At 36.1% G+C, this 26,114-nt stretch carries 21 protein-coding genes; 9 read left to right on the top strand and 12 right to left on the bottom strand.

Features of this window, described 5'->3' with window-relative positions:
* Positions 1-185 precede the first annotated feature (185 nt).
* The 3 genes from DIT68_RS11185 to DIT68_RS11175 all read right to left on the bottom strand — a co-directional run bounded on the left by DIT68_RS11185 (position 186) and on the right by DIT68_RS11175 (position 1,560).
* Positions 186-386: a hypothetical protein gene (locus tag DIT68_RS11185; RefSeq protein ID WP_109359892.1), complete on the bottom strand. Its 201-nt coding sequence runs from the start codon at positions 384-386 to the stop codon at positions 186-188.
* A gap of 85 nt (positions 387-471) precedes the next feature.
* Positions 472-717 carry a hypothetical protein gene (locus tag DIT68_RS11180; RefSeq protein WP_109359909.1) on the bottom strand — a complete coding sequence of 82 codons (246 nt, stop codon included), beginning with the start codon at positions 715-717 and terminating at the stop codon, positions 472-474.
* Positions 718-810: 93 nt separating this feature from the next.
* On the bottom strand, positions 811-1,560 hold the full coding sequence (locus DIT68_RS11175; protein WP_109359891.1) for a hypothetical protein: 750 nt from the start codon (positions 1,558-1,560) through the stop codon (positions 811-813).
* A 312-nt stretch (positions 1,561-1,872) separates the two neighbouring features.
* On the opposite strand from DIT68_RS11175, the gene DIT68_RS11170 reads away from it, so the two are divergent.
* Positions 1,873-2,061, top strand: a complete 189-nt coding sequence (locus DIT68_RS11170; RefSeq protein ID WP_109359890.1) for a hypothetical protein — start codon at positions 1,873-1,875, stop codon at positions 2,059-2,061.
* A 92-nt stretch (positions 2,062-2,153) separates the two neighbouring features.
* Entirely contained in the window at positions 2,154-2,612 is a 459-nt protein-coding gene (locus DIT68_RS11165; RefSeq protein ID WP_199223418.1) for a DUF305 domain-containing protein, read from the top strand.
* Here the strand turns inward: DIT68_RS11165 and DIT68_RS16630 are convergent.
* On the bottom strand, positions 2,609-2,740 hold the full coding sequence (locus tag DIT68_RS16630) for a hypothetical protein (protein WP_255411171.1): 132 nt from the start codon (positions 2,738-2,740) through the stop codon (positions 2,609-2,611). The two genes, DIT68_RS11165 and DIT68_RS16630, sit on opposite strands and share 4 nt — an antisense overlap.
* A 217-nt stretch (positions 2,741-2,957) precedes the next feature.
* On the opposite strand from DIT68_RS16630, the gene DIT68_RS11160 reads away from it, so the two are divergent.
* From DIT68_RS11160 to DIT68_RS11145, 4 genes are all read left to right on the top strand, one after another.
* Positions 2,958-3,386: an HYC_CC_PP family protein gene (locus DIT68_RS11160; protein WP_109359888.1), complete on the top strand. Its 429-nt coding sequence runs from the start codon at positions 2,958-2,960 to the stop codon at positions 3,384-3,386.
* 95 nt (positions 3,387-3,481) lie between these two features.
* Positions 3,482-7,282 (top strand): efflux RND transporter permease subunit, encoded by a 3,801-nt coding sequence (locus DIT68_RS11155; protein ID WP_109359887.1) that lies wholly within the window; start codon positions 3,482-3,484, stop codon positions 7,280-7,282.
* Entirely contained in the window at positions 7,279-8,487 is a 1,209-nt protein-coding gene (locus DIT68_RS11150; RefSeq protein WP_109359886.1) for a TolC family protein, read from the top strand. Before DIT68_RS11155 ends, DIT68_RS11150 begins: the two co-directional genes overlap by 4 nt.
* A 1-nt stretch (position 8,488) precedes the next feature.
* The gene (locus DIT68_RS11145) at positions 8,489-10,249 is read left to right on the top strand and encodes an efflux RND transporter periplasmic adaptor subunit (protein ID WP_109359885.1); all 1,761 of its coding nucleotides are present in this window, start codon (positions 8,489-8,491) and stop codon (positions 10,247-10,249) included.
* A 684-nt stretch (positions 10,250-10,933) separates the two neighbouring features.
* Here DIT68_RS11145 and DIT68_RS11135 read toward each other — a convergent pair.
* The 4 genes from DIT68_RS11135 to tatA all read right to left on the bottom strand — a co-directional run bounded on the left by DIT68_RS11135 (position 10,934) and on the right by tatA (position 15,235).
* On the bottom strand, positions 10,934-12,073 hold the full coding sequence (locus DIT68_RS11135) for a DUF4837 family protein (RefSeq protein WP_109359884.1): 1,140 nt from the start codon (positions 12,071-12,073) through the stop codon (positions 10,934-10,936).
* A 73-nt stretch (positions 12,074-12,146) separates the two neighbouring features.
* A complete protein-coding gene (locus tag DIT68_RS11130) occupies positions 12,147-13,619 on the bottom strand; it encodes a lytic transglycosylase domain-containing protein (protein WP_109359883.1) in 1,473 nt (490 codons plus the stop codon).
* Positions 13,620-15,029 (bottom strand): Asp-tRNA(Asn)/Glu-tRNA(Gln) amidotransferase subunit GatA, encoded by a 1,410-nt coding sequence (gene gatA / locus DIT68_RS11125; protein WP_109359882.1) that lies wholly within the window; start codon positions 15,027-15,029, stop codon positions 13,620-13,622.
* Positions 15,030-15,046: 17 nt separating this feature from the next.
* Positions 15,047-15,235, bottom strand: a complete 189-nt coding sequence (gene tatA / locus DIT68_RS11120) for a twin-arginine translocase TatA/TatE family subunit (protein ID WP_109359881.1) — start codon at positions 15,233-15,235, stop codon at positions 15,047-15,049.
* Between the two features lie 1,036 nt (positions 15,236-16,271).
* On the opposite strand from tatA, the gene DIT68_RS11115 reads away from it, so the two are divergent.
* Positions 16,272-17,483 carry a BaiN/RdsA family NAD(P)/FAD-dependent oxidoreductase gene (locus tag DIT68_RS11115; protein ID WP_109359880.1) on the top strand — a complete coding sequence of 404 codons (1,212 nt, stop codon included), beginning with the start codon at positions 16,272-16,274 and terminating at the stop codon, positions 17,481-17,483.
* A 54-nt stretch (positions 17,484-17,537) separates the two neighbouring features.
* On the opposite strand, the gene DIT68_RS11110 is transcribed toward DIT68_RS11115, so the two are convergent.
* Positions 17,538-18,365 carry a hypothetical protein gene (locus DIT68_RS11110; protein ID WP_109359879.1) on the bottom strand — a complete coding sequence of 276 codons (828 nt, stop codon included), beginning with the start codon at positions 18,363-18,365 and terminating at the stop codon, positions 17,538-17,540.
* Between the two features lie 85 nt (positions 18,366-18,450).
* On the opposite strand from DIT68_RS11110, the gene DIT68_RS11105 reads away from it, so the two are divergent.
* The gene (locus tag DIT68_RS11105) at positions 18,451-20,421 is read left to right on the top strand and encodes a T9SS type B sorting domain-containing protein (RefSeq protein WP_109359878.1); all 1,971 of its coding nucleotides are present in this window, start codon (positions 18,451-18,453) and stop codon (positions 20,419-20,421) included.
* An 18-nt stretch (positions 20,422-20,439) separates the two neighbouring features.
* Here the strand turns inward: DIT68_RS11105 and DIT68_RS11100 are convergent, their stop codons facing one another.
* On the bottom strand, positions 20,440-21,162 hold the full coding sequence (locus DIT68_RS11100) for a hypothetical protein (RefSeq protein WP_146194198.1): 723 nt from the start codon (positions 21,160-21,162) through the stop codon (positions 20,440-20,442).
* 156 nt (positions 21,163-21,318) lie between these two features.
* Between DIT68_RS11100 and DIT68_RS11095 the strand changes: the two genes are divergently transcribed.
* Positions 21,319-23,289, top strand: a complete 1,971-nt coding sequence (locus tag DIT68_RS11095) for a T9SS type B sorting domain-containing protein (protein ID WP_109359876.1) — start codon at positions 21,319-21,321, stop codon at positions 23,287-23,289.
* Positions 23,290-23,561: 272 nt separating this feature from the next.
* Here the strand turns inward: DIT68_RS11095 and DIT68_RS11090 are convergent, their stop codons facing one another.
* A complete protein-coding gene (locus DIT68_RS11090) occupies positions 23,562-24,974 on the bottom strand; it encodes an OmpA family protein (RefSeq protein WP_109359875.1) in 1,413 nt (470 codons plus the stop codon).
* Positions 24,953-26,086 carry a hypothetical protein gene (locus DIT68_RS11085; protein WP_146194197.1) on the bottom strand — a complete coding sequence of 378 codons (1,134 nt, stop codon included), beginning with the start codon at positions 26,084-26,086 and terminating at the stop codon, positions 24,953-24,955. The genes DIT68_RS11090 and DIT68_RS11085 overlap by 22 nt, the downstream gene beginning before the upstream one ends.
* Positions 26,087-26,114 lie beyond the last annotated feature (28 nt).

Raw genomic sequence — 26,114 nt, 5'->3', positions numbered from 1 at the left:
ATTGTCTTACAATATCTTGTAAATCAAAGGTGGCTATAATACTCAAAATAGTTCCTGATAGTGTTCCTATCAACGTTGTATTATCATTTGTATGTTCCATTTTATTACGTTTTATTTTATGAAAAACAATAGCCACCAGGCATTACTGCTTGGTGGCTTAAACCTTGTTTTAAAACTACTAAAGTTTAATCTTCACCCGGCTCGGAGGTCAAGTGAATTGAAACCGTTAGAGTTTCTGAATTTTCATCTTCATCCAATTCATTGTCCCAATCTACAGCCATTCGGTTTACGGAGCCTGCCAGCTCTGACCCAGCCTTAAATTTTGGCCTTTTCTTTTTCTTAAGCTCTACGATCAACTCATCTTTTACATTTACTGTCTCTGACATAATTTTAAATTTTGTGTCCTCCAGTTTATTTGCTGAAGAACTGATTTGATAATTTTCTTCAAATTAGCTCCATGCTAATTCGGTTTTACTCCTCAAAGTCAATCTCATTTACTGCAGTTTGACTCACTGCTGTGATAACAGTTCCGCCAAGTATTAAATACCCGCCTATTGTTACCGCAATTGCTGGAAGCGCAATTGGTGCAGCAACAATCGATGTTCCGATTGCTGCCAATACCAATCCTGCTGTTCGCAGCTTCTTGAAAAATGGAGGAGTTTCATTTGTGCATCTTTTGGCCAATGAAGCCAATGCATCTTGCTTTCTTTTTTCCATAATCCTTAGATTTTTTTCACTTTTCATTTTTCGCTTTTCATTAGATATAACTACTTCATCCAAACAATTGAATGTTTTGCTATCTATTGAAAATTATACTACGTCCACAATGTTCATGGCATTGTAGCCACCATTGTTTAAACTGTATTGCGTACCATTGATTTCTTGGAAAAATTCTAAAAGTAAGATATATACCGCTGTACCTGTTGCTGTCGGTGCAGATGCAGGTGTAACTGCCACTGTCGATTGCGTACTGTCCAGTGGTAAATTCGAAGGAGCTGAAAGTGCTAATTCATAGGTTCCATTCACAAAATCAACATTTGCCCATGCAGCTGTAAAAGATACATGTGTTGAATTTGCTGGTGCAACAATATGGTTTGTTGGCACTAAATCTACAATTTGGATTTCTCCTGTTCCAGGATCTAGACTTAAGGGTCTATACAAAATTGTATTCAGCTTCGAACGAACATTGAAATTGAATCCTTTCAACATGTCTTTGGCTCCTTGATTTTGAATTGCCACCCCAACTGAACGGTTTCCACGTCCACTTGTCGTATCCAATTTTCGAATGGAAGACATCACTTTCGTTAGTCTTGAAGTCACTCGATTATCAGCTGCGCGCATCATCATTGGACGAAAAGCATCTCTCAATGTCTTTCCTGCATTGGCTGCCAACCCAAATTCACTTCCGTTCTCTCGGGTTCTTGCAAAAGCAGGATCATTTTTGATTCTTTCTCCATCAACACCGCCTTTTTCACGTGCCAAATACCCGTCTTTCGACTTGTAGAAGGACAAATCCCCAATCTTACCCGTTAGCTTGATTATTCCTTTTTGCTTTGCCATGATTACTCAATTTTAATTTGACAATATCCGGCTGAGACTTTCTCAGCGTTCCTCATATTTCGTCGCGACATGAAATTGATACATCTAATCTAAATCAAGCAACAGGAATTTAATACAATTCACTTCCGTTCAATAATCTTTGTGCTGTTTTGCTGTGTTTTTGCTCTTTTTATATCCTCCCAATTACTATAATTTTGTAAAACAAAGGAGAACCTCAATTCTCTTAGATACCTCAAAGGCATAACAGGTATATACATAATGTATGGATAAAGTATGCGAAAAGTCAAAAAGCACTAAAAAACAACAAGAAAAATGAAACGAATCGTTCTACATACTAAAGACGTGATGATCATCACTGGAAAGTCTGAACGATACTCACGTAAACTCATCAAAAAAATGAAGGAACATTACCTTAAAAAATCACACCAATATGTTTCCATAAAAGAATGCGCTGAGTATTTAGGTTTGGACTTTGATGAGGTGGAGGAAGTGTTGTTTTAGAACTTTTAACTAAATAGTTGGTTTAGTTAATTTGCGAAAACGAGTTAAATCAATTATTTTTTGGATAAAATTTAGATCTTAAAAATTAACATATGAAAAAGTCAAATTATACCAAGTTTATTCTCATGTTGATTTGCTCTGCAATTTCAATGTACATCACAATGTATTTTAACACTTATGAATTCAGTCATGTTTACTTTAGTTGGACAAGGATGTACATGACACTCATAGGAATTGGAGGAATGGCAATTATCATGTTCCTATTTATGCGAAAAATGTACACCAATAAAGGTAAGAACACTGCTATTATAGTTGGGAGTTTAATCTTAATGTCTGTTTCTACATTTTTAGTGCGACAACAAATACCTGTAGAAGATGTCCGTTGGATGCGCGCAATGATACCTCACCATTCTATTGCTATTTTGACAAGTAAAAATGCTGATATTAGTGATCCAGAAGTTAAAGAATTAGCTAATGGTATTATCAAAGCTCAGGAAAAAGAAATTAAGGAAATGAAGAAGATGATTGAAAGGTTGGAGAAACAGAATTAATCCCCTTTCTTATGTTTATGTGGCTTTAATGACGGAGTATTCCCTTTAGTATCCTTATTATCTCTTTGTCTCCTGTCTGGTTTCCCAGTCGTTTTAGCGATTCTTTTTGGTCCTGATTTTATTCCCATTGTATTTTAATTTTATTAAGTCAGCTCCTTGAATTTCGTAGCTAAACAACTCTTTTTCAAGTATCATACCTCACTAAATGTAATACATTTCTTCAGTTTTTACAAAGCTCAATAAATAAAATATTTAAAAATGAGTTTTAACCGTAATTAAAGTTAAATAACAATTTAATGACTCCACATCAGTAATTTTTGTATAACTTTGCCTCAATTCACAGTTATGTTAAAAAGAATTTTATCCATATTCTTAATGCTAGTTATCCTCGTTTTAAATTCGGGACTAACTTACATTACGCATTATTGTAGTGGTGAAGCAGTGGAATCAACAATCAGTCTATCACATTCAGATTTGAGTTGTGGAATGACTTCAATGGAAATGGATTCATGTGAAAATGATGAACACAAAGAAGTTATCGGAAAGAAAGGTTGCTGTGAAAATGAATATCATTCTATTTCTGCTGAAATTGATTACAACAAAGCTCAAGTTTCTGCAAATACGCACATAGAATTTAAGTTTGCTGTAGCTTTTGCTTATTCTTTTGTTAGTAATTACCTTTTCTTACAAGAAGAGAAACCTACTTTCGAAACCTATCGGCCTCCCTTTATTGATCAGGATATTTCTGTCTTGCATCAAGTATTTATAATCTAGAAAAACATACAATTTTTATTTCATTCATTGAGAATGAAGTCAGAGGATACTTTCGTATTCCTCAATGAATTTATTATTCATTTTAATTGTATGTTATGTTGAATAGAATTATTAGATATTTTATTGAAAACAAGCTGGTTACTATTTTAATACTGGCTTTATTTATAGGATGGGGATTGGTTACTTCTCCGTTTAATTGGGAAACAGGTTTTTTACCTTCAGACCCAGTAGCAGTTGATGCTATTCCAGATATTGGAGAAAATCAACAAATAGTTTTTACCGAATGGATGGGAAGATCACCTCAAGATATTGAGGATCAAATCACATATCCGTTAACGACTTCTCTTCTCGGAATACCAGGAGTTAAGTCAATTCGTAGTTCTTCTATTTTCGGATTCAGTAGTATTTACATCATTTTCGATGAAGATGTTGAGTTCTATTGGTCAAGATCGAGAATTCTTGAGAAGTTAAATTCGCTACCTTCAAACTTACTTCCCGACGATGTTCAACCTGCTTTGGGACCTGACGCTACAGCTTTGGGTCAAGTATATTGGTACACACTAGAAGGACGTGACAAAGATGGGAATCCAACTGGCGGTTGGGATTTACATGAAGTCAGAACAGTTCAGGATTTCTTTGTGAAATACAACCTTAATGCGGTGGAAGGAGTTTCTGAAGTGGCTTCCATTGGAGGTTATGTTCAAGAATATCAAATCGATGTAGATCCCGATGCCTTGAAAACTTATGATATCCCACTTTATGATGTGATGAATGCTGTAAAGAAATCAAATCGAGATATTGGAGCCAAAACCATTGAAATCAATAAAGCGGAGTACTTGGTAAGAGGTCTTGGATATGTGGAAAGTATCGAGGATATCGAAAAAGCTGTGGTTACGGTAAATGACAATGTTCCCATTAGAATCAAAGACATTGCGGTGGTAAACTTGGGACCTTCTACCCGACGTGGATTATTAGATAAAGACGGTGCTGAAGTTGTAGGTGGTGTTGCTGTGGCAAGATACGGAGCTAATCCTTTACAAGTCATCAATAATATTAAAGATAAAGCAGATGAAATTGCCAGTGGATTACCCAAGAAAACCTTAGCCGATGGAACAGAAAGTCAATTGACTATTGTGCCTTTTTACGACAGAACAGAGCTCATCAACGAAACCATTGGTACGCTGGAGGAAGCTTTATCACTAGAGTTGCTGATTGTGATTCTAGTAGTTGTAGTGATGGTGCTCAATTTGCAAGCTTCGATTTTGATTTCTAGCTTACTTCCAATTGCCATTTTGATGGTATTTATAGCGATGCGCTATTTTCATATTGATGCCAACATTGTTGCGCTTTCTGGAATTGCAATTGCGATTGGAACCATGGTCGATTTGGGGATTATTCTCTCCGAAAACATTATAAAACACATTAAAGAATCACCCAAGAGTCAGAAGTTGATTGATACGGTTTATAATGGAGTTGCTGAAGTAAGTTCGGCTATTCTAACCGCTGTTGCCACCACAATTGTGAGTTTTATTCCAGTATTTACAATGGAAGCCGCAGAAGGAAAACTGTTCCGACCATTGGCATTTACCAAGACTTTTGCATTATTGGCTTCTTTAATTGTGGTATTAATCATCCTTCCAACCTTGGCACATTTGGTTTTCAAAATTAAAATCAAGAAAAATACCAAAGGAATTATTGTGAATTTACTTTTAGTAGTTGGTGGAATAATTGCCGCTATCTGGATTAGTATTTGGGGTGGATTGACCTTACTGGCGTTTGGGATTGCGTGGTTCATCAAAGAATACAGCGGAAAACAAAACTTTTTCATCAAAAACCTGCCGATCGTTATTACTGTAATTTCTGTGGTTTGGTTATTGGCAGAATACTGGATGCCATTGGGAGCTAGTAAATCTACTCTAATGAACTTTTTGTTTGTTGGAATTATAGTAAGTCTCATTTTGGGTGGATTCTATTTATTAGAAAAATACTATATCAATTTACTGAATTGGTGTTTAAATAATAAAAAGAAATTCTTAATGATTCCTGCATTTGTGATCTTATTTGGTTCTACAGCATGGCTTGGATTTAATTCCATATTCGGATTTGTAGCCACAGGATTTGATAAGTTGGGCGTAAATATCAGAACGACTTCTGTTTGGACTGGACTTTCTCATTCTATGCCTGGTCTTGGAAAAGAATTTATGCCATCGTTGGATGAAGGAAGTTTTTTACTGATGCCGACCTCGATGCCTCATGCAGGAATTGAGCAAAACAAACAAGTAATTCAACAATTGGATATGCTTTTGGCTAATATTCCAGAAGTTGAATTGTCAGTGGGGAAAATGGGAAGGGTTGAGTCTGCCTTAGATCCTGCTCCAATTTCAATGTATGAGAATGTAATCAATTATAAATCGGAATACGTGCTCAACAAGAAAGGTCACCGTGAACGTTTTAAAGTTGATCGTGATAACAATTACATTCTCAAAAACGGCGACACGCTTTCAGGTGAAGAAGCAGTCAATAAAAACATCCAAAAAGAAGATTTAATCTTAGATGATTCAGGACATTATTTCCGAAATTGGAGAAAAAGTATTCGTTCTCCAGATGATATTTGGGATGAAATAATTAAAGTGACAAATATTCCAGGAGTAACTTCTGCACCAAAACTTCAACCGATTGAAACACGATTAGTGATGCTTCAAACGGGAATGAGAGCACCAATGGGAATCAAAGTTTTTGGTCCGGATCTCGAAACAATTGAAGATTTCGGAATGGAGTTAGAATCAATTTTAAAGGAAGTACCCACCGTAAAGAAAGAAGCTGTATTTGCGGACAGAATTGTAGGTAAACCTTATTTACATTTCGATATTGATAGAGATGCTATTTCCAGGTATGGATTGAATATTGAAGATGTGCAACAAACCTTGGAAACGGCTGTTGGTGGAATGGAAATTACGTCAACTGTAGAAGGACGTAAAAGATTTCCTGTGCGTGTACGCTATCCACGAGAACTCCGCGATGATCCTAGTCAGCTGGAGAAAGTATTTGTACCCACTCCAACGGGAGTTCAAGTTCCATTGATTGAATTGGTGGATATTGAATATGTTCGAGGTCCACAAATGATAAAAAGTGAAAATACCTTTCTCGTAGGTTTTGTACTCTTCGACAAAAAAGATGGCGCTGCGGAAGTAGATGTTGTGGAAGATGCACAGCGTTTTATTAAAGACAAAATCGATAATGGTGAATTAATCGTTCCAAGCGGAGTGAATTATGAATTCTCTGGAAATTATGAAAATCAAGTGAGGGCTGAAGAACGTTTGGCGATCATTGTTCCACTGGTACTCGTGGTGATTTTCCTAATTCTATATTTCCAATTTAAGTCAGTGAGTACTTCCTTGATGATTTTTACAGGAATTGCCATGGCATTTAGCGGTGGATTCATCATTCTTTGGTTTTATGGTCAGGAGTGGTTCTTGGACTTTAATTTCTTTAGTATGAACATGCGAGATCTATTCCAATTGCACACCATCAATATGAGTGTCGCCGTCTGGGTTGGTTTCATTGCCTTGTTTGGTATTGCTACCGACGATGGTGTTTTAATGGGAACTTACCTCGACCAAAGTTTTAAGAAACACAAAACCACTACTTTACCTGAAATAAAAGAAGCGGTGGTTATTGCAGGCCAGCGAAGAATTAAACCTGCAATTATGACTTCTGCCACAACCATTATTGCCTTGTTGCCCATTCTCACCTCAACAGGAAGAGGAGCCGACATCATGATTCCAATGGCGATTCCCGCTTTTGGTGGAATGTTGCTGGCTTCTATCACTTATTTTATTGTTCCTGTATTATACTACTGGAAGGAAGAACATAAACTTAAAAAAGAATCGAAATGAAACGATATTTAAAAATCTTATTGATCCTATTGATAGGAATAAGTGGGGAAGGATTTTCGCAATCTCTGGATAAATATTTAGAGGAAGCTGCAGAAAACAATCCATTACTTAAAGCGAAGTATGCCGATTTTGAAGCGAGTGTGGAAAAAGTTGCGCAAGTCAATTCTTTGCCCAATCCAAGTATTTCATTTAGCTATCTGGTTAGTCCAAGTACACCTCATACAGGAAATCAAAAAGCAGGCTTAGGCATTCGACAAACGATTCCTTGGTTTGGTACGTTAAAAACCTCGGGCAGTGTATATGAACTTCAATCCGAAGCACTTTATCAGGAATTTATAAATGAACGCAATCAACTGTTTATGGAGGTAAAGTCGGCTTGGTATCCGCTTTACGAATTGCATCAGGAAATCAAATTGCTAAAGGAGAATAAAAAGGTGTTGTTAAGTTATAAGCAACTCGCCACAACGGGATTTAAGGTTGGCAAAAACAGTATGGCCGATGTGCTGCGGGTGGATATCAAAATTGAAAGCACCACCACAGAAATTAAGTTGCTCGAAGAAAAGATCAAACCTTTTACGGTGCGTTTCAATAGGCTGTTGAATAAATCAGATACAGCCGCAATAGAAATTGAAGAAACGATACAATTGGCAGAAATCCCTTTGAATTATAGAAGAGACAGCTTGTTGGAAAACCATCCCAGTTTAAAAGCTTTGGATTTAGAATATCAGTCCGCTCAAGCTTCGGAAACCTTAGCCAATAAAGAAGGAGCACCTAGTTTCGGTGTAGGTTTGGATTATGGATTTATGCCCGATGCTCAAAACATGGTAATGCCTATGGTGAGTATCTCTCTTCCTATTTACAGAAATAGATACAAAGCCTTGAAAAAAGAAGCGCATTTAAAACAAGAAGCCATTTCATTTTACAAAAAAGACTTTGAAAATGAGTTGATTTCCAATTATGAAATGACAAGATACGAATTGGATCGTGCAAAGGAAAAGTTTTTACTTTATCAACAACAAATTGAAAGAACCAAACAAGTTATTCATCTGCTCGAAGTGGAATACAGCAATTCGGGCGATGATTTTGAAGAAATACTGCGCATGCAACAAGATTTAATTAATTATCAAATAGGAAAAGCTACAGCGGTTAAAGATTTCTTTACGGCCTTAGCTAAACTCGATTATTTAACAGCAAAATCAGAATAAAATGAAAAATAGAAAAACAACATATATCGCAATTTCCACTCTTGTTTTAGGCTTATTATTGGGGTGGATGATTTTTGGTTCAGCAGATAAAAGCTCAAATTCAGCGGAAGCTCACGATCATTCTGAAGAAACCATTTGGACGTGTTCAATGCATCCTCAAATTCGAGCAAATGAACCCGGAGCTTGTCCTTTATGTGGAATGGATTTAATTCCTTTGAGCACGGATTCTAACGATGATGGAAATCCTTTAGAAATTCGAATGTCCCCGACGGCTATGCAATTGGCGAATGTTCAAACATCAATTGTTTCGAAACAGAAGCCAGTCAAAGAAGTGCGCATGAACGGAAAAGTGAAAACAGATGAACGCAATGTTTATTCTCAATCCTCACACATTCCAGGGAGAATTGAAAAACTGACAGTAAACTTTACTGGGGAAACTATTCAAAAAGGACAAGTTTTGGCTTACATCTATTCTCCGGAATTAGTTGCAGCACAAGAAGAGTTGTTTGAAGCGCTTAAAATAAAGGAATCCCAACCTTCTTTATTTAGTGCCGCTAAAGAAAAACTAAAGAATTGGAAGTTAACAGAAAATCAAATCAATAAAATCCTTGCAAATGGAGAAATTCAAGAACAATTCCCAATTCTAGCAGATGTTTCTGGAGTTGTTACCGACAAGAGAATCAACCTTGGGGATTACATTCAAAAAGGACAATCGTTGTATGAAATAGCTGACATCAATACGGTTTGGGTACTGTTCGACGTTTACGAAAGCGACATTCCTTGGATTAAACAAGGTGATAAAGTAGAATTCACCGTTCGTGCACTTTCCAACGAGAAATTCAAAGGAGAAATATCCTTTATCGATCCTGTGATTAATTCTAATACACGAGTTGCTTCGGCCAGAGTTATTCTTAAAAATCATGGACAAAGATTAAAGCCAGATATGTTCGTTCAAGGGATAATCGAAAGTCAACTGGAGGTGAACGAAGAGGTGATTGTCGTTCCAAAATCTGCCGTAATGTGGACAGGAGAACGTTCTGTTGTTTACGTGAAAAACGCAAGTTCTGATAAAGTTAGCTTTTTGATGAAAATGGTCACTTTAGGACCTTCATTGGGAGACGGATACCTCATTAAAGAAGGTTTAGAAGTCGGTGAAGAAATTGCAACAAACGGAACTTTTAGCATTGACGCAGCTGCACAATTGGCGGGCAAACCAAGCATGATGAATCCAGAAGGAGGAGTTCCTGTTTCAGGTCATAATCATGGAGGAGCTTCTCATTCTGAAACTATGACAAAGGAAGAAATGTCCATCGGTCAAAAGGAAAAAGATGCCTTGTCTCCACTTTTCGAAGCTTATTTCAAATTAAAAAACAATCTCGTAAATGACGATTTCAAAGCTGGAATTTCAAGTGCGAAAGAAATGACTACAATCTTAAATAAAATTGACATGAAAATTTTCAAAGGCGATGCCCATAACTTTTGGATGAAGCGAAGTGACCAATTAGAAAATCAGTTAAAGAACGCAGCAGCTACAAAAGACATTCAAAAACTAAGGATTTTCTTTGAGCAAATCTCTGATGAAATGATTTTAATTCTGAAAACTTTTGGAGCGATGGACAAGGCCATTTACATCGAACATTGTCCTATGGTGAATAACAACAACGGTGCAGATTGGTTGAGTTTAGAGTCTGAGATTAAGAATCCATATTATGGTGAAGCGATGTTGAAGTGTGGTGAGGTAAAAGAAGTCATAGGTAAATAATTTTTAGTGTTAATTATAAGTGTATGAATACGAAATTGTTTATCTTTATAATCATAACGTTCATTCATTTAAGTACATAATTCACGATATTTCACGTGCCCTATGTGGTGACCTGAATTTTACAACATTCCTAAACGCAAGTAAAATAAGGGGTTTGAGGTTTTTTGGCGCTCCCTAGTAGGACAACAAAAAGACCTCCATTTGGAGGTCTTTTTTTGTTATATACCACCAAATATCACTAAAACCAATACTTTCGACCAAACACTAAAATCTAACAAACACAAACAAAAGTAATAAACATAAGGGAATACATAAATCTCGTGTCCTATTTGGTGACCTAAATTTAAAGTAATTTTAGGCCACCGGAAATAAGTGCATAAATCCATTGGTTTGTTAAAACTGGTGTCCTAAAATAGGATCAAGACCAATTGTTAGGGATTAGGCATAAACATTTGTCAATCTGAATAAAAAGTATTCAACACTTCGAACTCCTGTAAACTTTGATCTGAAAGCTTTTATTTTAGCATTAAAATATCACTTAAAAGATTGCATCGTGACCTCTACAGGCAGCTCGTGGTTAATTTCAAGCACAGTATTACAGGCGATTTTCATTACGCTTTTACAAACACTCACAAGAGTGTAGGAGAATGAGATTTAGATGAAGAAAAGCTACGAATGATTTCCTTAATCCACCGCCTTCACAGAATAAATCACCGCGCGAATTCGATTAAAATCAAAACTTGCTGACATAGTTGGTGGAGCGTCAAGATAACCGCTCAAAGCTACAATTGTTTCTCTGTAGGGATGTTTGAAGTGGTAACTCCAAAAACGTCCTCCAGAAGGCTCCGCAGCTCCTGTAAATTTAAATAAACCTCTAAATTGATACCCCGTTATGTCTCCCACTTTTAGTTTTTCATATTGTGGAATAACGGCAGGATGATCTTGTGTTCCCATGTACACTCCTTCCATTTCATGCTTTGCATAGTACTTTAAAATGGTATCTCGCATCATCATTAAATTGTCTGGATACAATTGCCTTTCATCTGTGTATGGATACTGCCAAATCATGACTCCACTTTGAATAAAATTAGCTCTAGAAGTGCTGTATGCTCCCGTGGTCTCCATGTCCATTTGACGCGTTCTATCTGGAAACATAATGATGGCATATTCGTCATTTATGGATTCATAGCTAAACTTAGAAGGCAATGTTAAATCAATGCCGAATTTAGACTTTAGCTCATTCCTCGTTGCCGCATTCTTTTTGGAAGGATGACGGTAATATTCTCTTTTCCACTCCTGACGATCATATACTGTAAAAAGATAATCCACCTCTTTGAGCAACAAATCATATAAATCACTGATATCATGCGCTTGAAGCTTGGTGTATAATTGTGTTTTCGCGTAATAGTTTTCGTAAATATGCATTGTGGGATTACCTTTTTCTATCTTTTCATCAATATTGAGTTCAATCACGTTTCGCAATCGCGTGGACAATCTTCTAAAGTCCTTAGGAGAACGCTGATAAACTTCAAAATACGGAGTTGGGGGATAAAATGGCCTCATAGGTGCGGCGAAAATAGAATCAAAGAGCGTTTCTATTTCTGGAATATACTCAGTAGGCTCGGCAACAACAATTAATCTTCCAGGCTTACCTGTATATTGAGAAACTGACCCTGCATTGATTATTTTTCGTCCGCCCTTCTGGGTAGAGTCTTGCGCTATTTCAGCTTTAGATTGAGTTTCAGATTTCTTTTCTGAATTATCGCCATCTAAACATGAAGTTAGAATAAAGCCTAGAAACAGTATGAACCACCAATTTTTCATTTTCTTATTGTTTTTTGAAGAGGAGAAAATACAATAACTGTGCTAAAAAAACAAGAAAACAGGAAGGGATATCTTATTTAACACGAATTTTTTGTCCCACCTTTAAATCTCTATAATTCACTCCAGGATTCAATCTTTTCAATTCATCCACTGAAATCCCCTTATCTTTCGCTATTGTCCACAAACTTTCTCCAGATTTTATTGTGTGAGATGGTCCTGTAATTGGTGTTTTTGGCCTTTCATTTGTTTTCGCTGCTGCTGCTTTTGGCTTTGGAGCAGCTCCGTCTGAATAAATTGTTAGTCTCTGACCAATCGATAAACGAGTTGAACGCATATTATTCCACTCCATTATCTCACGCACTTTCACACCATAGCGACCTGCAATATGACCCAAAGTTTGACCGCTTCGAACATAATGAATCGTTACTTCTTGATTTACTTCTTCCTCTTCTACAATGCTCTCATAAATCAATGAATCTAGAGCATAAATACTGTCTTCCATTTCAATCCATCTCCCCAAGTATTCAGTTGGAATAGAAATGCATTGTGGTGGAGTAGTTTTAGGAATATATGTTGTTTTATAAACAGGGTTTAAAGCTTGAATATCTTCAACTGACCATTGCGTCAATGAATCAATAACATTCATGTGTAAACCATCCCTTAAGCAAACCGTGTCTGTTTCAAAATCGTGAAACTTAGCTTCTCTGGCTTTAATATTGTGTTCTGCATGATAAGTAAGCATGTAGGACATGGCAATAAAATTAGGGACGTAGCCTTGCGTTTCTCTTGGTAAGAAAGGGCGGATCTCCCAATAGGTCATTTTACCTCCAGAACGACGAATTGCTTTGTTTACATTTCCCGGACCCGCGTTATAAGCAGCAAGCGCCATGTTCCAATCATTATAAAGACCGTATAATTTTTTTAAATAAAGACAAGCAGCTTCTGTGGCCAATTCAGGATCCATTCTTTCGTCGATGTAAGAATTTTGGTCCAAACCATAGTACTTCCCTGTCCTATACATGAACTGCCAAAGTCCTAATGCCCCTGCTCTAGACTTCACTTGTGGACGCAAACCACTTTCGATTACCGATAAATACTTTAATTCTAACGGCATATTGTGCTTGGCCAATTTCTCTTCATAAAGGGTGAAGTATAATTTTGACCTTCCTAAAACAACGCTTGTAAAACCTCTTCTGTTCTTCGCAAAAAACTTTAAAACACGTACGACATCTCTGTTGCATTCCAATTGAAAAGGGCTCATTTCATTCATTGCGGCAATGCGCTGACAATAAATTGAGTCTTCAAATTCTGGAACATCCTCTTCATCATACCCCAGTGCTTTAATGATAGAATCAGTTTGTTGATCTGTTGAAGAAAAATCTTTGTAATACCCTTCTAAAGTATTTTCCACTACACGTAAAAACTGTTCATACTCTATTACTTCCGAAGTATCCTTTTGAACGATGGTATCTGTTTGTCCAAAGGCTATAAATCCTATAAAAAGAACTAAAGTTTGAAGTACTAATTTGTTTACGTGTTTTATCATTTAGCAAAAATCCATTAAGTAAGCTGAAGTATCGAGTAATTCTTTTTCCCCAAAGTGATTTCCAATTAATTGCAAACCGAAAGGCATTCCATTACTGTGTTTTCCAATGGGCAAAGAAATAGCTGGATTTCCTGCTAAATTGGCCTGAACAGTATAAATATCCTGCAAATACATTTGAATTGGGTCTTTAACAGAATTTAATTCGAATGCTGTTGTAGGGGTTGTAGGCAATAAAATCAAGTCATTTTGAGCAAGAATTTCATTGGTGCGGTCCTGGATTAATCTTCGTACTTTTTGCGCTTTCGTATAATAAGCATCATAATACCCTTGAGAAAGGACAAAAGTTCCTGCCATTATTCTACGTTTTACCTCTTCACCAAATCCTTCGGTACGAGATTTAACATAGGTTTCCTCGACACCTTTTGCCTCGCTACTTCTATATCCAAAATGAACACCATCAAACCTTGATAAGTTTGAGGAAGCCTCTGCGGTTGTTAAAACGTAGTAAGTAGGTACCATTTGCTCAAGATAAGCGAAAGAAACTGGAATTAACTCATGGCCATCTGCTCTTAGACAGTTCACCAATTGTTCAATTCTTTCCTTGATCTCGGGATCAATTCCGTCCGTATCTAGCGTCTCTTTTATGTAAGCGATTTTCAGCTTTTTCTTTAATGCTTGGGGCTTCAATGAAGGCACTTCTCTTGTAGAAGCTGTTCCGTCATATTCATCTCCGCCGGCCATAATTTCCGTGACCAAAGCAATATCTTCCACATCATGCGCTATAGGGCCAATTTGATCGAAAGAAGAAGCGTAGGCAATTAAACCATAGCGACTAATTCTACCATAGCTTGGCTTAAATCCTATTGTTCCCGTAAAAGAAGCAGGCTGACGAATCGACCCTCCCGTATCGCTTCCTAAAGCAACGGTGCACAACTCTGCAGCGACTGCTGTTGCGGTACCTCCCGAAGAGCCCCCAGGGACATAATCTTCGTTGAGTGCATTTCTTACAGGACCAAAAGCAGAATTTTCGTTAGAGGCACCCATTGCAAATTCGTCGCAATTTAAGCGTCCAATAATCACAGCGTCTTCATCCAACAAGCGTTGCACCGAAGTTGCCGTGTAGATTGATTCGAAACCCTCTAGTATTTTGGATGCAGCAGAAACCTTGTGTCCTTTATAGCACAGATTATCTTTTATTGCGATCACCATTCCGGCCAAACGACCTGCGGTTCCATTTTTAATTTTCTCATCAACAACCAAAGCTTGTTCTTTAGCTGAAGTTTCAAAAACCTCCAAAAATGCGTTTAAATCTTTGCGTTCTTTAATATTCTCCAAGTAATTTCGGAGAATATCTTGAACTGTCCGTCCTTTATTTAGGGCAGCCTTTATATCAGTAAAAGTCTTGTACATGAATAAGGGATTTTAACCTATTTCTTGTTGTTTTCTTTTTCATTTTCACCACCCTGATCTTCATCATTTTTGGTAGCGTCTTTGAATTCTTTCATTCCTTTCCCCAAACCTTTCATAAGTTCTGGAATCTTACGTCCTCCGAAGAGCAATAAGACAACTACCACAACGAGAACAACTTGCCAAGGACCAAACATTCCTAAAATCATTTTGCTTCAAATTTAATTTCCGCAAAGTTACGTATTATTGTATTAATCTACGACCATAGCACATAAAGTTTGTGAAGAATGTAACATGCGGGTTGAAAAGCGCATATCAAGGAATGAAATATGAAGCTAAGCCCCAGAGACAGCTCCCAGAATTTGTACTAATTTCGCTAGTCCCGTTAGTCCATATTCTATAAGGATTGAAAGCATGAAGTACCGATTTTATTATTTGAAAAATATAGCTCTATTTATCGCTTATTAACCGTTAAAAACCTTTACAATCAACAGCGACTGTAGTTTTAGAGATTTTATCATTACTCAAAAAGTGTGGAACTCTTTATTTCGAAAATGTTCCTCGAAATAGCCGTTATTAACCGTAAAAACACATAGAGACAACAATAACAAGGATTTCAGAAAATTCGATATTTTCTAAAAAGTGTAGATCTCAGTTATTTCGAAAACCAGAACCGAATTAACGCTTATTAACCGTTAAAAACACTTAGAGAAAGCAATAGCAAGATATTCAGAGAATTCAATGATTTCTAAAAAAGCGATTTTCAGGAATTTCGAAACCTCTAGAATTATCGCTCATTAACCGTTAAAAACACTTATAGACAACAATAGCAAGGGATTCAGAGATTTCCATTCTTTATAAAAGGGTGGTTTTGTGTTATTTCGAAAATCTTCCTCGTATTTAGACGTTATTAACCGTTAAAAACACTTAGAGAAAGCAATAGCAAGGCATTCAGAGAATTCAATGATTTCTAAAAAAGCGATTTTCAGGAATTTCGAAACCTCTAGAATTATCGCTCATTAACCGTTAAAAACGCTTATAGACAACAATAGCAAGGTTTCAGAAAATTTGACATTTTCTAAAAAGTGTGGTTTTCGGAGATTTCGAACCCTCTCTATTTATCGCTTATTAACCGTTAAAAACCTTTACAGTCAATATGAGCAAGGCTTTTAGTAAATCAGAAGATTCTATTATGGTTAACTTCATTTCAACTTGGTTTACTAACTTTGCAACAAAGGAACAATCATGAAAATTGGAATAATTGGGGGTGGTGCTGCAGGATTTTTCGCTGCCATTCAAGCAAAAACGAATTACCCTGAAAGCACAGTAATTATCATCGAAAAATCAAAGAAATTATTGGCTAAAGTCAAAATTTCTGGAGGTGGGAGATGCAATGTTACCAATGCTGAAACTTCAATTTCCGAATTGAGTAAAGCTTATCCGCGTGGTGGAAAGCAGCTTAAGAAATTATTCCAAGAATTCGGTAATGAACATACGCTGGAATGGTTTACTTCGAGAGATGTTCCACTTTATGCTCAGGAAGATCAACGTGTTTTTCCTGTTTCAGATAACTCTCAATCGATTGTTGACTGCTTGATGAGCGAGGTTGAAAAGCTAGGCATTACTATTAAAATGGAGTCCACTGTTAAGCAATTAGAAAAAACGGTTGGTGGAATTAATGTGTTTTTTGATGATGTAAACAGTTTGTTTTTCAATAAGGTAATTGTTGCCTCTGGCGGGAGTCCAAAGAAAGATGGATTGAGATGGTTAGAGAAATTGGGACACGAAATTAAATCTCCTGTTCCGAGTTTGTTTACTTTCAATATGCCCAAAGAAAAGGTAAAATCTTTGATGGGCGTTGCGGTTGAAAATGCTACTACGAAAATTCAAGGGGAAAAACTAGTGGGAAATGGACCTTTACTCATTACACACTGGGGAATGAGTGGCCCAGCGGTTTTGGTACTTTCTTCTTTTGGAGCGAGACTTTTGGCTGACAAAAACTATCAATTTAATTTACAAGTGAATTGGACGAATGAACAGAATCAGGATGTGGTAAGGGAAGAAATTCAAGCTATTATTTCAGAACATGGACAAAAGCAATTGCAAAACATGCGGCCCTATAATTTACCTTCAAGATTATGGGTTTTCTTACTCGAAAAAGCTGAATTACCGCTAACTCAAAAATGGGATGAAATTGGTAAAAAAGGAGTTCATAAATTAATAGAAGTGCTGGCAAACGATGTTTACGAAGTGAGCGGAAAAACAACTTTCAAGGAAGAATTTGTGACCTGTGGAGGCGTTAGTTTAAACAGTGTAAACATGAAAACAATGGAAAGCAAACATCTTCCTGGATTGTATTTCGCTGGAGAGGTTTTAGATATTGACGCAATAACTGGTGGGTATAATTTTCAGGCTGCTTGGACGACGGGGTTTATTGCAGGGAAACTCAATAGTTAATTACGAATTGTCAGGTGGAACTTAATAATTAAGTTAAACTAAGTTCGAAATGAATTATGAGTGATGAATTTGACATTGACTGGATTTATAAAAAGAAAAATCCAACCTGTACTTAATATCATTATTATCTACTTCTATTAACTCCATCTCTCCTCTATAACTCAAAGTTTTATCACCAGTAAAGAAAGTAACTGGAATAAAACCGTCATATTGAAAACCATTAATATCAATGATAAATCTGTATATTCTTTCACTTGCACTAATAAAAACAAATCTTTTACCATCGTATTCCTTTGATGCTGCAAAGTAAGAACCTCCCTGTTTATCATCAAAAGTCGTGATATCTGGTACATTGCTCGGCAACACGCTTTGCACATCTCTACAATACAATAAATTCCCCATTTTACCTGGATTTAGGCCTAATGTATTTACCTGTGACATATCTAACAAAGCCACAGCTGGTTTTTTTGAAAACATACCTGTATAATTTTTGCGTCCCGACAAAAATATGTAAAACTGACTGCAATTCCCAGGAACAGGAACTATCGAGATTTCAGATGTACCCTTTACTTCAAATGGCGGATAATTTGGTGCAGCATCAAAAATCCCGATGGTGTAACCTTCCTTATCGTAAATCTCATCATCTACAATAAAAAATAGTAAATCTCCGTTTGCATCTTGCATGGCGTTGGAGACATTTGAGGCGGGTAAACCATCGTAGCCGATGTTTGGATTTTGGGTGGGGAGGGGTTGAATTGGACTTTGACTTTCCCAATAGTATTCCGGCAAACTCCATACTCCATTTTGTGTTTGAGTTTGAGCAAACAGTCCACAGGAAAATCCTAAGATGATACTCAAAAAAATAAATTTGTTGATTTTCATAATAAATAGTTTTGTGATCAATCACGAATTTCATAAAAAAAAAAAACACTAAAACAAATTATATATTTGTTATTAAAAAGTATCTATGAAACTTATTACAAAAATTTTTCTACTATTATTCATCAACAGCCACAGTTTCATTACAGGGCAAGTGGTTTTATACCAAGATATTTGTAAATGTGGAGTAACAGGAGGAGGTTTTTCAGCTGGAGGTGGAGCTGGAACAGGTGTAGTCGATGTTTTTATTGAGCCAGGAAGCACTATAAAAAAGGCCATTCTTATTGCTTTTAGTGTTGGTGAAAATATTGTTTCAGATGATATCACTATTAATGGAACAAAATATTCATTCAATAATAATGATGCTATATCAAGCTTTTACGCATCATCATTTTTCAGTAAAAATACGATTTACCAGAAAGATATTACAAGCGACATTTCACCTTCAACACTTATTTATAACATTACAGTTTCGCAAAATTTAAACCTAACCAAATTTACTTCAGCATTTCTCTACATAGTTTATGAAAATTCTGTCCTTACTAAAACGGCAACCTCTATTTTCATTAATAACAAAGACTTAACTTCTGTCAGCACTTCTTATAACATTGATAACATTCTACCTATCAACAACCTCCATCCAGTTGGGTTTTCACTATACTCTGACATTATTGCTTGCCCTGGTGATGCAGGATCCAATATCCAAATTAACAATAATCAAATTGGTTTACTATCAGAGGCTGATAACGTTAACATCAACTATAACTGTGCAGGCGTTAAAGGTCACTTTTATTACCAATACAATCAGCTTTTTGGATTAGATGACGATACTGCTGATAATATTATGGGAGGAAGTGATGGTTTAGCTAACATTTCTGGATATACCACCAATAATTCAACATCTTTAGACTGGAGTTTTAAATGGGAAAACATCAACTCCTCCAATGCACATGATTATTACCTCTCCTTCTTCCTCACCTACTCCTCCCCCTGCCAAACCTTCACCTCCACAATCACCCCAGACACCACAATCTGCTTTGGCCAAACTCTACAACTCCAAGCCACAGGCGGGGTTTCGACAACCACATCTACTGGATACGAATGGTCAGCCCTCACAGACCCTTCCGCTCTAACCGATTTAAGTTGCACAGATTGCCCCAATCCTATATTCTCAGGAGATAGCAGTCAAACCTATACCGTTAGAACTTGGAATACGGACAGCTGTTCAGTTGTAAAATCAGTGCATATTAATGTAAGTCAGCCACAGCCCATAAATGCCAAAATGTACCGTTCCACTTGTAGTTTTTCAACAGGAAAAATTTTGGTAGAAGACTTGCCAGAGAAAGCTGTTCAGTTAGGAGCAGTAAATCCTAGTGGAGACACGATAAATCCAACTTCGGGAAATGATTTTACAGGTTTATCTGCTGGAAATTACACTGTTTTTTATATTGATAAATATGGATGTAGTAATGATACATTAATTTACGTTGAACCCATTATTAATACCGTTGCCCAATTCAACGCTTATCCTAAAAAAGGAACTGCTCCTATCTATATTAATTTGACCAATCAATCGCAAAACGCTACAGATTACAGTTGGTGGATCAATGATGCATACCAAGGCAATTCTTTTTCAGGGTTTTGGGCAGATACTTCAGGAACATACAATATAGAACTTATTGCGTGGAAAACGGATAGTATTTGTGCAGATACTGTTTCTTTTACGGTTTTCATCTTTGATAGCTTGGTTGCTTCTCTTCCTAATGTTTTTACACCTAACAATGATGGTGTAAATGACTTTTTTAATGTCAAAGTGAATCTTCCTGTGAGTTACAAGTTGAGTATTCTAAACCGCTGGGGAAATCTTGTTTTTGAAAATGCGGGAGATTTAACAAAAGGAGAACATAAGTTATGGAATGGTGAAACTAAGAGTGGGGAAATTGTTAATGATGGAACTTATTTTTATAAGATTTCGTTTAAGATAGGCGGGGATTTTGTGGATTGTGAATTAACGGAATGTGAGGTGGTGAAGCAAGGGTTTGTGGATGTGAGGAAGTAGAAAGAGTTTAAACCAAGGTCACGAGATGGAATCTCGCGACAGCTTGGGATGGAATCTCGCGACAGCTTGGGGAAAACCATTATTATCGACTTTAAATCGATACAACCTATACGGAGTGGTTATAAATACTAAACGAGAATTATCATTCCTTAACTTAGATGCCGCAATATAAACATTGGCCTGTCTAATTGGCTGCCCTTCGATCGGCGTTGCATTACTTGGCAAAATACTTTGAATAGAAACACACTCAATCAGCTTACCTTTTCGACTGGCATTAATATCACTGTATTGGCTAAGATCCAGTTTTGCCAAATAAGGCTTCCTGTTATAGTTTGTATTCAAAAAATCTTGAGATCCTGCTGCAACGATATAATAAACGCTACAATTACCAGGTTGTGGAATAATGGCAATTTCGGACGTCCCCTTCACTTCATTAGTAGGACTTGATATCCAAGATAAATTCCCAATCATATATCCTTCCTTATCATAAATCTCACCATCTACAATAAAGAAGAGCAAATCTCCGTTTGCATCTTGCATGGCGTTTGAGGCATTTGAGGCGGGTAAACCATCGTAACCGATGTTTGGATTTTGGGTGGGGAGGGAATATATATACCCATCATCAGAATCATAATATTGACCTGTCATACTCCAAATATTATTTTGAGAAGGGGTTTGGGCTGTTAAAATAAAAGCAAACCCTAAAATCATGCTTGATAAAATAAATTTCATACTTTTCATAATGTTTGTTTTTAGTGTATATTTATAGTAATAATTAAGCTAACTTCATAAAAAAAAAAACATAAAACAAATTTTATTAACATTTATTTTAAAATTAGTTTGAAAATTCTCTATTAATTATCGACATTTACAACAGCAATAGCTTACATTTGAATTATGAAAAAAATTTACTTACTACAATTCATATTTATTCTTTGTATAAGCTCAAATTTGGGTTTCACACAAAGCATTTACCATCAAGATGCTTTTAGTGGTGGGGTTACGGCTGGCGGATTATCTAGCGGAACAGGTGGCGCACTATATGATTCCTTACATTTACACTTTCCTTCAGGAAGTAGCATTAGAAAGCTTTTATTATTTGTGTATTCAACAGGATTTCCTAAAATAAAATACGTAAAAATAAATGGAAATAATATCGAAATTGACAGCTCTAATTATATTATGAATGTTAATCATCTACATCCATCTGCTACACCAGGAAAATTATTTGTTAGGGATTTAACAAATTCAGCATGGATCACCACAACAGGATCTTTTTCTATTTATGTCCCTGGTGTTACAGAAGGTATTAATTGGGGTTGGTATTCTCCGATAATCTATTTAGAATATGATAATCCAAACATGAACACTGTAACCACTAACCTATGGATAAACAATCAAGATTATACAGGTCAAAATATCTATGAATTTACGAGCATGAATCCAATAAACACCTCAAATCCAGTGGGGTTATCAATTTTTAGTGACAGGTCTTGTAACACTTTAAATGACGGAACAGCAGTAAATTTAAATGGAAATTTACTCGGTATAATTGGCGGTAGCGATTTAATAAACAATCAAAGATCATGTGGTGGAGCCAAGGGTCATTTTTATTACGAAAATCAAACATTCAATGGTTTAGATGATGATGTATCAAACAATACCATGAATGAAACTGATGCCATAGCAGACATTTCAACTAATTTGAATTCTAATACTACAAATTACTCTATGAAACTTCAACATGTTAAATATCCAACACAAAATACCGGAGCAAATAATACTCATCTAATATTTATTAATGCTTACACCTCCCCCTGCGACACCTTCTCCTCCACCCTCACCCCAGACACCACCATCTGCTTTGGCCAAACCCTCCAACTCCAAGCCACAGGAGGACAAAGCTACGAATGGTCAGCCCTCTCAGACTCTTCTGCAATAAACGATTTAAGCTGCACAGATTGCCCCAACCCCATATTTTCAGGGGACAGCAGCCAAGTTTACACCGTGCGTATATGGAATACGGACAGTTGTTCTGTGGTAAAACCTATCAGCATTGGTGTTTCGCATCCTTCTGAAATTATAAGTTCCACTTTTAATTCGGTATGTAGTTTTTCTACAGGGAAAATAAAAATGCAGAATGTACCTAATAATGTAGTTCAATTTGGGGCTGTGAATAAAAATGGAGATACTTTAACGGCTAATTCGGCGAATACTTTTAATGGTTTGTCAGCTGGTGATTACACGCTTTTTTATATTGATAAATTTGGGTGTAGCACAGATACAGTTGTTACTGTTGTCCCAGTAATAGACACCAAAGCAGCTTTTGCAACCAACCCAATAAGTGGTACGGCTCCTATTCAGATTAATTTACATAACAATTCAGTCAATGCCACAGACTACAGTTGGTCGCTCAATGGAGATTACCAAGGAAATCAATTTTCTGGTTTTTGGACAGACACATCAGGAACTTATGAAATAGAACTTATTGCATGGAAAACAGATAGTATTTGCGCAGATACTGTTTCTTTTACGGTTTTCATCTTTGATAGCTTGGTTGCTTCTCTTCCTAATGTTTTTACGCCTAACAATGATGGTGTAAATGATTATTTCAATGTTAAAGTGAATCTTCCTGTGAGTTACAAGTTGAGTATATTAAACCGCTGGGGAAATCTTGTTTTTGAAAATGCGGGAGATTTAACAAAAGGAGAACATAAGTTATGGAATGGTGAAACTAAGAGTGGGGAAATTGTTAATGATGGAACTTATTTTTATAAGATTTCGTTTAAGATAGACGGGGATTTTGTGGATTGTGAATTAACGGAATGTGAGGTGGTGAAGCAAGGGTTTATGGATGTGAGGAAGTAGAAAGAGTTTAAACCAAGGTCACGAGATGGAATCTCGCGACAGCTTGGGTTTGTTCAGGTGGTTGGGAAATAATTACGAATTACGAATCAATTAATTACGAATTTTGGCTTGACTTGAAGTTGACTTGATGGGGAGATGATAATTAATAATTGAAGAGGCCGAAAGTAAAGTTCAGTTCCTAAAGAACATGGAGGTTTTTATCATTTTCTTTCAATCATTACAAAGCCTTTATCGCCATAATAACCAGAACACTACAAGATAAATATTGACGTTTAATAATTAATCAAAATCAAACTACAATAAACGATTCTTCGGTTTAGGTCGTTGGCATTCGGTGAGTATTTATCTCCGAAAGACTGGAAATGAATTTTTCTATCGTCTAATCCTTGTGCGATTAAATAATTCAGGACATTCTTTACTCTTTGTTCACTTAGGATTTTGTTAAAACTTGCTGAACCCGATTTATCGGCATAACCCGATAATTGCAGAGCGTAGTTTTTGTTTTCTGCATCCTTCACTAATTCTTGAAGCACTTTCTTGTTTGCTTCACTTAGCTCCTTTTCACCTGAAGCAAAAAAGACAGAGTAAATTAAGGTATCAATCGCTGAGTGTTTGGTTTTAGATTCATTCCTCAAGCTTTCATTGATTTTCTTAATTGAATCTAGTTCTTTTAAGTACAAAACATTGCTTTTAGAAATTGAATCAGCTTTTGATTTTTCTTTAGCTAATCTATCAGATTCCTCTAGTGCTTTTGCTTCGTTTAGAACATTTTGGATTGAATCTTCTTTTGATTTAACGCTTTCGATTTCGTCTACTTCAATAATCTCTATCTCGTCAGATTTCCCAATGGTCTTTGTAGATTCTATCTTACTATTTTTTAATGTATCGGCTTTTTCCTTTTGTTTGGTAGGAATTATTACCGGAATGATTTTAGGAGTTTTATTATCCCTTGTCCTACCCTCTATTTCTTTTGAATCATTGCTGTTCTGAATTTCTTTTTCACGGATGATGCCTATTGTATCAGTATAAATAATTTTCGTTGAAGTTGAATCAATTTGATCGTCCCTCTCTTCAATAGAAGGTGAAATGGTTTTCGTTAAAGAATCTGATTTAATTATTGATGAACTATCTGTTGATTCGATATTCAAAATTGTGTCCTTAACCACCGCAGACTTCTCAACATTCAAAGAGTCATAGGAAGCGGGAATATCAACAACAGAATCAGGTAAAATTATGATTTCATTAGCGATTAGAGAATCAGCAATGCGCATTGTTTCATTTTGAATAGAATCATTTTCTGTTTCTTCTAAAAGAACTGTATTAGAATCAGAAAGAACAACATCTTTGGTAATAACTGTATCAATTTCGATTTCCACATCAAACTCCAAAGTGTCGGCTGAAACAAAATCGACTGCTACTATGGAATCCATAAGTGCACCCAGTGATTCTTGAGCATAATCTGTATCGCCTTTATTAATATCATCAAGAATTACGCTTCCAACATATTCATTGATTGAATCTGAAAAAGCCATATAATCGCCCACAGTTGTGCCGTCATAAATTGACGAATCGCTGAAAACGTCACCTCTAGCAAAATATACAGAACCGTAATTTTTCCTAGAAGAACATGATGCTAAAATTAATACAGAAAGTATTGTTATTCCTATTTTCTTACTCCAATCCATGCGTCTAATTCTAAAGCAATACCAAATGTTGGCAAGAACTTTAATTTGTTTGTTGGGTTATCAAGATTACTCACCATTAAAACACCGGCATTCACCCTAATTACTCTAAATATATTTACTCCAAGTGCACCGTAAACAGGAAGATTTATTGTAGGTGTTCCATAACGATCTCCATTTCCATCTTCCAGTTTATTGGTTAAAACACCCAAAGAAAGTCCTAATGAGCTGATCGATTTTCCTTTAACACTAAAAGACCTTTTAAAAGGAAGTGTGAACCCTACTCCAGGTGTTAAGCCTGTATTTGAAAAACTTACATTATTAATGTTCGAATTCAGATTCCAAGCGTAAAGCCCTCCATTAATTGGTAAAGTAAAGTTTCCTTTTCTCGTTTTCACTTCAGTAATTACGTATTTTCGGTATTGCTCCACCAACTCAGAAGAAATGAATGGTTTAATTTCCGTTAGAATCAATTCCGTTAAATAATCAATTTTCTTATTTAGTGCAGCAACTGAAATTGAATCTTTCTCTATTGTCTTTCGCTTGCGCATCAGGTTTTTGATTTTCAATTTATTTAATTTCTTAATCTCACTTTCCACTAAACCTGATAATCCATTGAATTCAATTCCATTTCTTGATCTTTGAAGCGCTATTCCTTGATGAGCAATTTCATTTAATCCTTTAATTAATCCTTTGGTGTCGTTTACTCTAATTTCATTTTTCTTCAGTATCACTTCACTTTGAATTAAGTGATGACTTCTGATCAAAATATTTCCTAAGATTTTCTTTTTGGCCTCTGTTTCTAAAGATTTAAAAGTGGTGATGGTAAAATCATAAGTTGCACCAGCTTTTAAAGGCTGAGTGATAATCACAGAAAAACTTTCTGAATTATTATTCAAAGATCTGTTCCAACTATACAGAACGGGATCTTTCCCAGATTTCTCTTCGCTGATCGCTATTTCGACCAATTTTATTGATTTATCAATTTCTCCTTCAATTGCAAAGACTTCATTATCTGGCAAAATAGGAAAGTTTTTGAACGAACCATTTTCACTGTCTAATTTGATGATTTGAGATTGTGCATTTGCATATCCAAAACTTAGTAAGGATAGCATAACTAAAAGAGAATGTTTAAACTTTAAT

Origin of the sequence: Brumimicrobium oceani, from assembly GCF_003143775.1 — a bacterium.
Taxonomy (GTDB): domain Bacteria; phylum Bacteroidota; class Bacteroidia; order Flavobacteriales_D; family Crocinitomicaceae; genus Brumimicrobium; species Brumimicrobium oceani.
Note: the sequence above shows the minus strand (reverse complement) of the source record. Positions and strands in the feature narration are given on the sequence as shown.